Source organism: Marinobacter santoriniensis NKSG1 (assembly GCF_000347775.1).
Taxonomy (GTDB): domain Bacteria; phylum Pseudomonadota; class Gammaproteobacteria; order Pseudomonadales; family Oleiphilaceae; genus Marinobacter; species Marinobacter santoriniensis.
The window spans coordinates 13669-26964 of sequence record NZ_APAT01000008.1 but is presented as its reverse complement, the minus strand read 5'-3'; the positions used below and the strand labels follow the sequence as shown (position 1 = coordinate 26964).

11 protein-coding genes and 1 pseudogene are annotated in these 13296 nt (G+C 53.9%); 2 read left to right on the top strand and 10 right to left on the bottom strand.

Translation table 11 applies throughout. The features are described from left to right. Positions 1 to 2: 2 nt before the first annotated feature. The 9 genes and pseudogenes from MSNKSG1_RS02825 to MSNKSG1_RS02790 all read right to left on the bottom strand — a co-directional run bounded on the left by MSNKSG1_RS02825 (position 3) and on the right by MSNKSG1_RS02790 (position 9792). The gene (locus tag MSNKSG1_RS02825; protein WP_008937727.1) at positions 3 to 2393 is read right to left on the bottom strand and encodes an efflux RND transporter permease subunit; all 2391 of its coding nucleotides are present in this window, start codon (positions 2391 to 2393) and stop codon (positions 3 to 5) included. After that, entirely contained in the window at positions 2390 to 3391 is a 1002-nt protein-coding gene (locus MSNKSG1_RS02820; RefSeq protein ID WP_152638706.1) for a YCF48-related protein, read from the bottom strand. The genes MSNKSG1_RS02825 and MSNKSG1_RS02820 overlap by 4 nt, the downstream gene beginning before the upstream one ends. Beyond that, the gene (locus MSNKSG1_RS02815; RefSeq protein ID WP_008937725.1) at positions 3381 to 4304 is read right to left on the bottom strand and encodes a hydroxymethylglutaryl-CoA lyase; all 924 of its coding nucleotides are present in this window, start codon (positions 4302 to 4304) and stop codon (positions 3381 to 3383) included. Before MSNKSG1_RS02815 ends, MSNKSG1_RS02820 begins: the two co-directional genes overlap by 11 nt. A gap of 9 nt (positions 4305 to 4313) precedes the next feature. Further along, positions 4314 to 5510, bottom strand: a complete 1197-nt coding sequence (locus MSNKSG1_RS02810) for a CaiB/BaiF CoA transferase family protein (protein WP_040886589.1) — start codon at positions 5508 to 5510, stop codon at positions 4314 to 4316. Positions 5511 to 5787: 277 nt separating this feature from the next. Further along, positions 5788 to 6008: pseudogene (locus MSNKSG1_RS19570) on the bottom strand (D-amino acid dehydrogenase); the annotation flags it as partial. Positions 6009 to 6274: 266 nt separating this feature from the next. Continuing rightward, on the bottom strand, positions 6275 to 7255 hold the full coding sequence (locus MSNKSG1_RS02805; protein ID WP_008937722.1) for a 5'-nucleotidase: 981 nt from the start codon (positions 7253 to 7255) through the stop codon (positions 6275 to 6277). 105 nt (positions 7256 to 7360) lie between these two features. Next, a complete protein-coding gene (locus tag MSNKSG1_RS18645; protein WP_008937721.1) occupies positions 7361 to 8035 on the bottom strand; it encodes a DUF2971 domain-containing protein in 675 nt (224 codons plus the stop codon). Positions 8036 to 8151: 116 nt separating this feature from the next. Then, the gene (locus MSNKSG1_RS02795) at positions 8152 to 8517 is read right to left on the bottom strand and encodes a hypothetical protein (RefSeq protein WP_008937720.1); all 366 of its coding nucleotides are present in this window, start codon (positions 8515 to 8517) and stop codon (positions 8152 to 8154) included. Positions 8518 to 8922: 405 nt separating this feature from the next. Beyond that, a complete protein-coding gene (locus MSNKSG1_RS02790; RefSeq protein WP_040886588.1) occupies positions 8923 to 9792 on the bottom strand; it encodes a LysR family transcriptional regulator in 870 nt (289 codons plus the stop codon). A 94-nt stretch (positions 9793 to 9886) separates the two neighbouring features. Between MSNKSG1_RS02790 and MSNKSG1_RS02785 the strand changes: the two genes are divergently transcribed. Beyond that, positions 9887 to 10387, top strand: a complete 501-nt coding sequence (locus tag MSNKSG1_RS02785; RefSeq protein WP_008937718.1) for a lactoylglutathione lyase family protein — start codon at positions 9887 to 9889, stop codon at positions 10385 to 10387. Here MSNKSG1_RS02785 and MSNKSG1_RS18640 read toward each other — a convergent pair. Then, a complete protein-coding gene (locus MSNKSG1_RS18640) occupies positions 10384 to 10851 on the bottom strand; it encodes a GFA family protein (protein WP_008937717.1) in 468 nt (155 codons plus the stop codon). The genes MSNKSG1_RS02785 and MSNKSG1_RS18640 overlap by 4 nt on opposite strands. Before the next feature lie 932 nt (positions 10852 to 11783). On the opposite strand from MSNKSG1_RS18640, the gene MSNKSG1_RS02775 reads away from it, so the two are divergent. Beyond that, on the top strand, positions 11784 to 12779 hold the full coding sequence (locus MSNKSG1_RS02775) for an integrase domain-containing protein (protein WP_008937716.1): 996 nt from the start codon (positions 11784 to 11786) through the stop codon (positions 12777 to 12779). Positions 12780 to 13296: the final 517 nt, after the last annotated feature.

Here is a 13296-nt window from a genome sequence, read left to right as displayed (position 1 = left end):
CATCAGTGAGTGGATTGCGCCAGCCGTTCCGTCTCGTCGGCGGAGTCGGCGTTTTCAGTGCGGTCTCCGAAGATGAACTTCGGTTGCAGCACCCGAACCAGGGATGGCATGACAAACAGCGAGGTAAACGCTGACACCAGCAGCCAGAGCCCGATTAACGTGCCCATCTCCGCCTGGAATCGCAGCGAAGACAGGGACCAGAGAAGTACCCCCGCCGCAAGCGTGACGGAGGTCAGAAGAACGCCTCGTCCGGCCGAGAACAGGGCCTGCCGAATGGCGTCCATGGGATCGATGGTCGGTTCCTTCTCCAGGGTTTCCTTAATGGAATCGACGATGTAGAACGCGTAGTCGACGCCCAGGCCAATGCCGAGTGCGACCACGGGCAACGTGCTGATGCTCATGCCAATGCCCTGCCACGCCATGTAGGCGAAGGTCACCACGTTGGAAATCAGCACCGGCACGATGAAGAAGATGCCACTGGCGGAAGAGCGGTACACGGCCAGGCAGGACACGATGACCACCAGCAGTGCCAGGGCGATGGACTCAATCTGATCGGACAGAAGGATGTCGTTGACGGCGGCGATGATGCCCAAGGAGCCACCGGCAAGGCGAACGTTGACGCCCTCCAGCGGGTGCTCCTTGATAAATCGGCGGATCTGGTAGATGGCCTGACGCAGGGTTTCGCCCTTGTGGTCCCGGAAATACATGACCACGGAGCCGTTCTGGAACACCGGATCGGCAAACTGCGCCAGGTCATCGGGTGCTGCGCCCTGCATGTAGAAACTGATCAGCTCACCGTTCTCAATCTGCGTGGCGCCCAGCTCCCTATAGCGGGGATTGCCCTCGTAGAGGTTGCGACGCACATCCACCACAATGTCCGCTAGGGACACGCTGCCACCAATCTGGGGCATGCGTTCCATGCGGCGCTGGAAAGCCTGCATCCAGGCCAGCACATCCGGGCGTTTCATGGCGTCCTGTTCGTCGCCTTCAAGCACCACAAACATTTGCTCGGTGCCCGGGTAACGAGAATTGATCAGCGCGCTGTCCCGGTTAAAGCTGGCGTCCTCCCAAAGGATCGGAGAGCCTGGAGTGGCGTCACCGATGGTAATGCGCGAAGCTTCGGCCACCAGCAGCCCCATTAGCACCAGTACCACGGGGATGACGACGTAACGGACCCGGGTCTCCACAACCTTCACCGCCACCAGCAGAACCGCGTTCAGCAGAAACCGAAGGTTCAGTGGATGGGCGACCCGCAGAGGCGTGCTCACCCAGCTCAACAAAACCGGTGTAAGAATCACCGCTGAGAAGCCAATAGTCATCACCCAGATGGCGCCGATAATGGACACTTTCTGCAGCAGGGGAATGGGCGTGAGCACCACGCACAGGATGGCGCCAGCGTCCGACACCAGGCCGAGCAAGCCGGGTCGGAACAGCTCTTTCATGGTGAGTTCCGCCGCCCGTTCCGGCGCCAGTTGCTCACCGTCGCACAGATCGTCGAAGCGGGTTATCATCTGCACCGCGTGGCTGAAACAGCGTGCGGTGATGATGAACGCCACGACGATAACCAGCGGGTCAAAGTTGAAGCCAAGCAGCACTCCAATACCCAGTGCCCAGATGCAGGACACAACGCCGCTAACCAGGGGCAGCAGGGTGCCTCGCCAGGTCCGGTTGAGCAGGAACAGGGCCAGCAGCATGCCGCCCAGCGACATCAGGGCGATCATCACCGTTTCATCCAAGTAATGGTTCACCCAGCCGTACAGGATGGGCTCGCCAACAACATGCAGGCTGACCTGATCTTTCACCGGCGATTCGTCGAGGATGGCCTGGACCTGAGGAAAAATCTTGTTGTAATCAACCAGTCGGTCGTAGAAATCCATCTGGATCAGGGTCGACTGCAGATTCCGATCCACGTAGATGCCATACACCAGCGGGTTGTTGACGATCGCGTCGTGAAGCTCGTCAATCCCGGCTTGGGTGGTCGGCACGTCCGGCCACATCAGCGGCACGCTCTCAATACCCATGGACGAGGCCTTGACCGACTTCAGCTTGCGGGATGCCAGCGACACCACCTGAAACGGGTTGACGCCGCTGACCTTGGCCAGGGCCCGGGTGATGCGCTGGACCTCCTGGAGGATCGGCTGGGTGAGAATCGTGCCAGTGTTGGCCTGCACCAGGATCGACACCTTATTACTGCCGCCGAAGGTCTCCTTGTAGGCCTCGTGAACGTCCACAAATTCGTGGTTGCTGGGCACCATGTCCGAAAATTCGGTGCGAACGTCGATGTGCGTAAGCGTCAGCGCCATGGCGGCGGTGGCCAGCAGAATGAGCGCAACGACCGGCTTGCGATGGCGGATGCAAAACTCCGAAAGGGAGCGGGCAACGCGACTGATCATGGCTGATCCTCCCCGTTGCGGGCGCCGGCGGGCGGCCACGGCTGCCACTGGCCGTCGACCACCTCACCAATGGTCTGACCGGCCAGCACCAGACCTTTGCCGGTGGTCACCAGTCGCGTGTAATAGCCGGAACCCAGGCCATCCGGTGCGATGGAGGTCCATTCGGCGCCATCATCCGACGCCAGCAGGCTGCCACCATTGCCGGTCACCACCCACCGCTGGCCGTCCCACGCAACGTCGTAAAGGTGCTCACGGCTCGGGGTCTGGACCCTCCGCCAGGACTGCCCGCCGTCAGCGGTGCGGTAAACTACGCCACCATTGGCGGCAATCACCCCATCATCGCCGTGGAACGCCAACGCCCGCAGGCTCTCCGCACCCAGCTCGGTGCCGGTCCAAGTGGCGCCACCGTCCTTTGAGCGAAACAGGGTGCCGAATTCTGCGGCGATCCAGAGAGTACCGTCTGGAGAACGGGCCAGGTCGTTCAGGGAGATGTCTTCGTCCATACCGAGATCGACCCAATTCTGGCCGTCATCGTCGGAGCGGAACACCGCGCCCATCTCACCGATGACCCAGAACTGGCCATCCAGCCAGATCACATCAACCAGCTTTCCGGCGACGTCGGACACTGGCAGGTGCTGGGCCTGCCAGTCCTCGCCGCCGGTCCCGGTGAACACCCAACCCTCATTGCCGGCCGTAACGATGATACCGTCGTCCGACGCGGCCACGCCTTGCAGATTGACGGGTTCCGGGAGTGTGAACCTGTGCCACTGCGCGCTGTCCGGAGTCCCTTCGAGCACGACCCCATGGGATCCGGAAAACCAGAAGCGGCCGTCGCCCGAACGGGCCACATCGTAGAACCGGTCCCGGGGCTCAATCAGCGGCTGGGGCAGCGGCAGAGGCTGTACTCCGGGCTTAACAAAGGCGGCTGCGTAGGCTAGTCCGCTTACCACGGCCCAGGGCGCCACCTGCGCCAGAAACCCGAGGGTTTTACCCACCATGGCGGTCTCCCCCATGGGTCCGGTTGTACTCTTGTGCCAGCCAGCGGAAACTTTTACCCCCCAGGGTTACGCAGGTCAGTTCCTCGGCAAGACGAACCAGCGGTACCAAATCCAATGGGTCGATGCCGGTATCAAGCCCCATGCTATTCAGCAGGAGCACCACGTCTTCCGTGGCCACGTTGCCAGTCGCACCCGGGGAAAACGGACAACCGCCCAGGCCGCCGATGGACGCGTCAAATTCCGCCACGCCCCGGTCAACAGCGGCGGTAATATTGGCCAGGGCCATGCCTCGGGTGTCGTGGAAGTGGCACGACAGCCGCTCGGCACCCAGTTCCGGTACAATCAGATCCAGTACCTGTCGGACCTGCGTGGGATTGGCCGCACCAATGGTGTCGGCAATGATCAACTTTGACGCCCCGGCGTCATTCATCCGGTGGGCAAACGTGGCTACCACTTCCGGGTCGACACGCCCCTCGAACGGGCACTCGAACGCCACCGCCAGGTACGCCTGTACCTCGATGCCTTCTCGGCGACCCCGCTCGGCGATGGCGGCACAGACGTCGGCGGTTTCATCCAGGGAAAGACGAATATTCTTCCGGTTCATGGTGTCCGTGACCGAAAGCACTACATTCACTACCCGGGCACCGGACGCGGTGGCAAGCTCATAGCCTCGCATGTTGGGCACCAGCGCGGCATAACGAACGTGATTAATATCCGACAAGCGACCAAACAGTTCATCTGTACCGGCCATTTGTGGCACCGCCTTGGAAGACACAAAGCTGCCAGCCTCCAAATAGCGGATGCCTGCATCCACCAGGGCCTTGACCAGTTGCGCCCGGGCGTCAACAGTCAGGGTTTTGCCCTGGCTTTGGAGGCCATCCCGGGGCCCAACTTCGTTGACTCGAACGTACATAACCCCTCCTTAACCAATAGCGCCCATGGATTTCAGCTCGTTGATACGGTCCTCGCTGTAACCCAGCGACCGCAGGACCTCTGCGGTGTGCTGGCCCAACAGAGGCGGTGCGGTAAACGATTCCGCAACGTCGACACTGAGCTTGATAGGGTTACCCGGAGCACGGACCGACCCTCCGCCCGGCTGCGGAATGTCCACCACCATATTGCGAAAAAGCACTTGCGGATCGGTCAACGCATCAGAGAACTTGTTCACCGGCGCACAGGGGATGCGGGCACCGGACAGCTGGGAGACCCAGTAGTCGGTAGTGTTGGTGATCAACAATTCGGAGAGGATCTGGTTAATTTTCTGCTTGTCAGCAAATCGGCCGGGCTGCGTACGATAGGCGGGGTCTTTCAGTGCCTCGATATTTAACAGTGCCACCAGATTGTCCCAGAAGCTGTCGAAGATCACGGCAATGATGACGAAGCCGTCCGATGTGCGGAACGCGTCGTAAGGCACGTGCACAAAGTGGCTATTGCCGATCGGCCCCGGGTTGTCACCACTCAGGAAATACATCGTGGCCATGTAGTTGAGCATGCTGATCTGGCAGTCCAGCATGGAGATGTCCACATGTTGGCCGTAACCGTTCACGTGCCGGGAATGCAGCGCGGCTAGAATTCCCATGACCGCAAACATGCCGCCCCCCAAGTCGCCAATAGGGATACCGGCGCGAGTGGGGTGGTCCGGGTCTTGTCCGGTGATGGACATACCACCGCCAATCCCCTGAACTACCTGATCGAATGCTGGCCGCTGGAAATTCGGGCCATCCTGCCCGAAGCCTGTTATCGAGCAAGTGATGATGCCTGGATTGATCTTTGAGAGGTTTTCGTGGTCAATACGAAGCTTTGTGGGGACACCGGCAGAGAAGTTGTCCAGCACCACATCGGCTTCCCGAACTAGGTCATAGAAAGTCGCTAGACCTGCCTCGGACTTCAAGTCGATGCAGATACTCTTCTTGTTCCGATTCAGAGTGATAAAGTAAGCGCCCTGACCGTTGTAGGAGTTCTTCGGGTCTTTGGCTAGTAGGGAGCGGGTGCCCTCACCCTTGAGCGGCTCTACCTTGATCGATTCGGCACCAAGGTCGGCCAGCAGCATTCCTGCGTAAGGGCCGGACAGCATATGGGTCAGATCAATTATCCGGACGCCTTCCAGTGGTTTAGTCATATCAGTCAGCACACGGTTGTTGGATTGGTGTTGTTGTTCATCAACTGGACGAACCGTTTAAACCCAACATTGCAAAGCCGCTGCCAACTCTTGATAGACACAAAAGGAATCTTTCAACCCATTGAAAATAGGTATTATTTCGTAGGTAGAAACACGTAACAGTGGTTTATCAGATAAAGAAAAACCATTTCACCATGAAATTCATTAATTCAAAGTGAAATGGTTTTGGGGCTTGACCAAGATGCCAACTGCAGACTGGAGGTAGCTGGACCTTCGAGAGCCCGGAAAGCGTATAATCCACCACCGGCTTGCGGCCATTAGTAATATCCGGCAAGGGAGTCGCGGCGGAACCACAGGAATGGGTCCATTCCAGGGTACCGTGTCCGGTATTCAGATAAAGACTTTTCAGGTGTACGGCACGTTAGAGGGCGTCGCAGGCCGTAAACCGGCCCAGAACTCGGCCTGATCCCAGGAACCTGCTTCGGGCATGACTTCCGCCTTACCCGTCACACGCATTTAACCGCTCTGGGGTGAATAAATCATTTTGCACTCGCTGTCCGGTGAGGCTGGAGGTGTAAACGGTCGCACGGCCAAAATATTGGCTGATTCCTTGATTTGGGACGACCAAAAACCGCCCTCAAGGTGAGGGGCGTGAATGTTTGCTTTTGTCTAGGAGTTTGACGGGGCTCGGCCAGGTCGCAAAGCGAACATTGAGGTTGGAGACTAACGGCTCAATCAGCCGACGCGCTAGCGTTCCGCTGAATTTATTTGTGAGCTTCTTTTTCGGCAAACACCTTTTTGAGTGGCGAGTCGCTCGGGTACAAAACCTTTGCACTGGGAACATCCAATGCGGCAGTATCTAAATGAGAATCCTGATCATCAAAGAAAATATGCGGTTTGAAGGCCTTTAAAAACCTGCTTTTCTGCAAACCACCCAAGAAAAATGCTTGATCAATATATACGTTCCACTCTCTTATGGTATTTATTACCCTGATCTCAGCAGGGCTATTTCTTGCAGTCATGATTGCAAGTCGGACAGGGGAATACTCAATTCTTCCGGGTAGACGTTCCTGGATCTTCGAAAGTTTTCTTAAAAGATTCGCGTGAGGGCCCTCTTGTAGAGGGACTTCTTTCTGTAAATCTTCAATTTCCCAGAACTTGTCGAGACCTTCAGTCTGATTGATGAGTTCACTTTCCTCACCAAATAGTACTGCATCTGCATCAAAGGCAAACCTGACTTGGTCATCTCTCAATTCATGAGGAGATCTCGGCGGCTCCTTAACAATTGCGCCAGCACAAACCTTAGTATCGACGACACTTTGAGCATCCATTTCATCTGTGGTCAAAAACAAATCAACATAGAAAGCCTCTAGATAGTCGGAGCTCGGCTCACCAGCAGTGAATGCCGACCGCGTGATTGCAAGTCCTCGCCGCCTTATTTCCTTTAAAACTCTGAAGCCAGTTTCTGGGCTATTTTTGGAAATTACAACGACCTCAACGATTGGATTTTTGTCGCCTTCGGCTTGATGTTTATTCAATCCGAGCAGCGCTTTCACCAAAGGCATGCCAGTACCGTCTTTCAGAGGCTCATCTTCATGCCGAAGCATGTACTCTCGGTACTCAATAATCGCAGTTTCCGGGTCCTCTGCTTTCTTCTGTCTGAAAACCTTGTCGGCTTCTGAAAGATCGAAAAGAGCGGTCGCCGAAATTCCAATAACCAATGTTTCTGATAGATCGATTGGCATAGGTACTCCTCGAAAAGACCTAGCACTGCTAACGGTTGTCACCGGTGGATGGCCTGGTTATACCGCTCCATATTGATCAACAAGAGCCGCCTAAACTCCACATTTTCACTCCGGTGTTTTGTTAGCAACAGGTTTCAGTTCATCGAAAGTTAAAGAAAATTCTCCCCGGTTTGCTTTCGCTCGATAAATAGGAATTTCAATTCCGTTTTCGGCTAATGCTCGGGCGATGCGATCAATCAAATCTTCACTTGCTCTAAGTCCGAGATAAACAGCCGCCAAGCTTGCCTTTGGGAAAGAGTTGAGCAAGATTGGCTGTTGCCAATGGTCGGTGCCGACCGACATTATGTCTTTTGGTACATCCTCAAGAAACAACCTCTCTTCCTCTTCATATGCCCAATCTACAGCCTTTTCGAGCGTTATGGATTTCGTGATTTCTTCAGGGGTTAATCTGTGAGGCTGCGCACCGTTAAGATCTAGGCGCTGTCTCCTATAGCGGACCGAATTCGAGTCTCGAAAATAGCGATGGTTTCGGTGGAAGGCGACTACAAACCCTTTGTGGCAATCGGCGTAGTGAGCCCACATTAGAAGATTTTTGTGATTTCTTGACAGGGACACAAAATTTACGCTGTTTACCGCATCCCTCGGAGATAGCTCATATTCCTTTTCGCCAATTTTGAGCAGGCACTCGAACGGATCATTCAGTGAAACTACTGAAGTAAATCTAATCCTCAAAGCCTCAAGTACATCGACTCTTTCAGGTGGTAGGAACTTGTAGAGCAAACGAAGACTCCTTGTTCTCATTCCTATGGGTATAACGCCGCACAGCACGCGTGGTTTTGAAATGGAGGCGCAGCCGCAATGTAAAAACCGTCGCCGAGACTGGTATGGTTAGGGCTTTATTGCTCCCAGTGTTCCAACTGTTCCAAGGCATGGTGAATCGTAATCTGGACTCCATAGAGGTTGGAAAACCATTCTTCACTTGGACGTGAGGCCGCTGATACTAATAGGTCAGCCCTAGCCTGCATAATGGCTGGCATATATACCGCTTTTTCTGGATGCGTAAGGGTCACCCCCGAGTTTTGCCGTTTTATATCTCGCTCAAGACATGCTTTCAAATTCTTCAAACGTTCACGAGCCTCCGCAATACCCTCCGACGTCAAGGCAGAGGAGCCATCGACTAGCTCCATTAACTCCTCGATTTCAGCATCGTAACTACGAAGGCTCTTACGACACTGATCAAGTGATAGGGAGAAGGTCGACATATGTTTTCTCCTTGCCTCTAACCGAAATTCGGCAGCGCGCTTTATTATTGCAGAAATTTGACTGAATCATTACTGACTTTGAACCATCAATAACGCTTTGTATGAATCGATAAAACAATAGCTTAGCCGAGCACGGACATATCTTCCAGGCAATCATTCAACGTCTGAAATTTGCTCTGCCGATCATACTGGATGAAATGGTTATGATTAGCTTGGAGGCTCTGGAGAAAGGCACTGACTCGAATGTTCGCTTTTGTTTTAGCTGAGTTCGAAGTGTGCAGTGGTCGCAAAGCGAACGTTCAGATTTGGGGATAGCGCCTGCATAAGGGGCGGCCTGAAAAGGCCGTCCGGTTAAGGGCCAAAGATCCAAAATAAACTGAATGTACTTGTAAATTTCAGATCAGTTTAAAGCCACCGCTTGGCTTCAGCTATTACGGTCTCCATTCTCGCCTGCAGTGCCCGATTCCGGGCAACGCTGAGATAAAGCGTTTCGCTGACGGGGTTAGGGAGACGATGGACTTTGATGTCCTCAAACTTCTCAAAGGCTTCAGCGGCATGTGCTGGTAAAACTGTAAAGCCCAGCCCTAGGCTGACCGGCTCCAGGATCAAACCAATCTGGTTTGAGAATCCCTTTCTGGGGAACAGGTTACTGTGCTGAAACTCGGGGTAATTGGCACCAAGGAGCGAGCCGGCATGGTGACTGCCATCGGGGTGATCGATAAACCCGAGGGTCATCAAGGTTTCCCAGTCCGGCTCTTCGACTGAAGCAGGTGTTACCAGCAGCAGTGATTCTTGCGCAACGGGCGTACAACTCACTTCCGCCACGGTAGATTTTGACGTCATGAATCCGATATCAACCGTAGATTCGGCGATTGCCTTTTCCACATCTGGATTCGGCGCAAACCGGTAATCAATAATAAGCTGCGGATGCTTGCTCTGGAGCGCCAATAAATGAGGATACAGCTTCAGCCCGACACTTCCTGGAGACATAAGCCGAACACTTCCCTCATAGGGCGGATCGTCGCCGACCTTTTGCTCAAGATTCGACAACGCCAAAAGGATGTTCTGCGCCTCGGTATAAAGCTTTTCACCGGCACCCGAAAGCGAAAATTGTTTCCCCTGCCTAACCAGCAATTCCGTACCGAGCTGCACCTCAAGCTTACGCACGTGCTGACTTACGCCCGACTGTGTCATGTGGAGACGTTCGGCTGTGCGAGTGAAATGACCTACTTCAACCAGTATGCAAAAGGTACGTAACCAGGACGCATTAATCATTACAAACCGTAATTTTTTAAAGAATAAATGATAATTTTACCGAATGGATGGCTCTCTGTAACCTCTTCTTATCCAAACGAGAGGAGGACAGGCAATGAGCAACGTGTACCCAAGAAGTTTTTCACACATCGGCATTTCCGTGCCAGACCTGGGAAAAGCCGTCGAGTTTTACACCCAGGTGATGGGCTGGTACCTGATCATGGCACCAACCGATGTTGAAGAAGACGACAGCCCGATTGGTGAGATGTGTACCGATGTATTCGGCGCAGGCTGGGGAAAATTTCGCATCGCCCATCTGTCTACTGGCGACCGAATTGGCGTAGAGCTATTCCAGTTCCAGGGCCAGACCAACCCTGAAGACAACTTCGAATACTGGAAAACCGGCGTGTTCCACTTCTGTGTTCAGGACCCAAATGTGGAAGAACTGGCCGAGCGCATTGTTAAGGCAGGCGGTAAAAAGCGGATGGAAAAACCGAGGTACTACTACCCCGGCGAAAAGCCTTACCGGATGATTTACATGGAAGACCCATTCGGCAACATTCTGGAGATTTATAGTCACAGCTACGAGCTAATCTACAGCGAAGGCGCGTACTAAGCCCTTTTCTTCAGCCGCTTCACCACCGCCCGCAGTGCAGTACCCGCTGCGTTCGGTGGTGCCTCGGAAAACTTGATGGCAAACAAAGGCAGCTTCGTTTCAGACAGCTTTTCACTGGTCCAGACATGCAACGCCGGCCTGAATTTAAAGCTCTCAAGACGGCTCGCGATTACCCCAGCAGATCCGCCAACCGCATTCACCGTGGCGTACAAGGGGGAACCGCATTCCGCGCAGGAATGGTAAACCTTACCAAGCCCCGTGCCACCCGCCATCTGTTCCGTCTGACTCTCTCCATGGACCCGGTACGAGCCCGGCGCAAAGAAGGCGACTTCTGTGAACGGCTGCCCCGTTGCTTCTCGGCAGTCGGTGCAATGGCAGACTAACTGCAGCAGAGTCCTCGATTTGGCCTCAAGCCAGAGCTGGCCGCATTCACACCTTGCATGGACGGGTTGGCTGAATTTCATTCGCTTTCTCCTGGGCGGCCGAATGGAACGAATCCCATCATAAACTGACTAGCCTGTCCCGGCGCAGCAAAAAGGCCCGCTTTCCAATATAAACGTGCATCTTTCCAGGTGGCTCGCCAATGTTCGCTTTTGTTTAAAACCGGTTACAGGTAATCCAGCTTAAAGCCCTACCCCACGGCACATTTGCGTCTAAACACTAGAAATTCGTGTAAACTCCGCTGGACATTCAAACGGTCATTTTTGCAAAATATCAGTAACTTGAGGTGTGAGCCTCTAATGGACCTAGCTGGGGTCCTTTCATAAGCAGCAGCCGACACCGGCAAAATCTGGATCAAACAGATCCACTACTTCAAGGCCCGTCACGGGCGCTCAAAAACGAGTTTCCTTTTGGAATCTCACCTTCCATTTTTGCCATCACGGCATCAGTTCCACCCAACATATCTCCAATTTTAGGTATCGGTTTTATAACCGTTAAAAATTGAGATGCATTAGGTTTGAAAGGAGTCCACCGCCTGTTTTCGGGCAATCCAGGGCACTTTCCAACACAGCGAGCTACGAAACCCTGAACGAAACCCAGGGCCAGATGGATCATATGTCTATCAGCGGTGCGTCATCATCGCCATCGTTTGGATTCTGTACTCGCGCCCTACCCACGCAATCTGCGTGTCCACCGCTCACGTTTCATGCCTGACAACATGAAGCCCACCCCGTCCAACTGGCTTTGCTGGTGCGTGAGTGAATGTCAATCGCGTCTGCAGCAGCGCCCACGGAGACCGGAGCTATGTATCTGGAACTAGCGAAAACTGACTCAGCCTACGGGGAGAGGTCTTCCGTGCGTGGAAAGTCAGAGGCCTCTGCCCCATAAGCTGAGGGCTTGCCACGCAACAATGCTGCACACCAATTAGGAGTTAACAAACAATGGAGAACTGAATATGTCGAAGAAGAAACGGAGGGTTTCCAATAAGCGAAACCTGGGACTGGGCCGCAACGCAGATCATGCTGTTAAAAAGGCACTGCGGGAGAGCTACGGAGGTGATGCGCATTACTCCAGTCGATTCACTCACTACAGTCGATTTTTGGCTTTCATCGACTGGCTGTTGGACCTTGATCCGCCCGTAAAGGATCTGAGGAAGATCACGTTGGAGCACGCGCTGGGATTCGGAGCGCAGTTGGCAGAGTTCGTAAATAGCGCCCAGATGGAAGTCAGCTATGCGCAAAATCTGCTTTCAACCATCAACGTTGTCATGCGTGCCGTCCGACTTGACCAGGCAATTTTTGTTGAGCCTTCAAAGATTGTCGGAAAGCGCTCATACATTCGGGATACCTTGCCAGAGGCAACATGGGAAAAGGTTGAGCTTGCCGTTGAACTCGCAGAGCAAAAGGGTCATTTCCGCGGAGCTGCTTTCATCCTGATGGGAAGGGCATATGGAATGCGTTCGAGAGAGTCAGCCCTGGCGGACTTGCACCGGCTGAAACTGGAAATGGACCTGAAAGGTGCCGTGTTGGTGTTAGACGGAACCAAAGGTGGCTATAAATCTGAGGACAGGCTCATTCAGATTGAGTCGCACCAGCGGCGCGCATTGGAGTACGCACTTAGTGTTATTTCAGAGACTGGAACTTGTCTGGTGGATACCAATGCCTCATACGAAGAGTTTCGCAACCGCTGCATTCAACCGATTCGACCCATCCTTAAAAGCGTCGGTATTCGCTGTCCTCATGATCTCCGTGCCGAGCGTTTCATCGATGTGTATGAGAAAGAAAGTGGTCAGCTTGCACCGGTAAAACAAACCGGGCCCTTTGACCGGGAGGCAGATTTGCGGGGGCGAAAAGCGGTCAGCCGTGAGAGTGGCCATCAGCGCCCTACCGTCCCCTCTTCCTATATCGGAAAAAGACATAGGACGAACCGGGGGAAAAAGGAGACCGATTGATGAAGTTGGACATCGTATACAAACGAATCAAATGTAGAAAAGGTTCAGAGCGCACAAGACGCCGACACCTGGGACGAATTGAAACTATGGCCGCGGCAGTCGAAGAGCGCTTTCCCGAGGTAAAAAATGTCCAACAGATGCGCATGAAACACTGCCGGTGGCTTCTTGATACCTGGTGCGCTGCAACCACGCACAAAGATTATCGAAGCTCGCTTCGATTGCTGATTGAAGCTCTTGATCGGGATAACTGGCTGAATCCGTTGAAAATGAGCTCTAAGGCAATCGGAGGACGGCCTCGGAGCGTCTCCGTCGTGCATTCGCGTAGTTCAAAGTTTTGGTTCGACGAACGCTAAATAAAAGCGCTTGTTCACAAAACATACGTAGTGCACTTCAAATGAACTTTCAGTGTACTTCAAAGTACAGTCGGTCTGACGGATAAACCGGCCCTCTTTTGAAAGTACACTTGAAGTACACTCGCGGTGCATTTGAAGTACAGTCGATGGGCAGTACGGCAGGA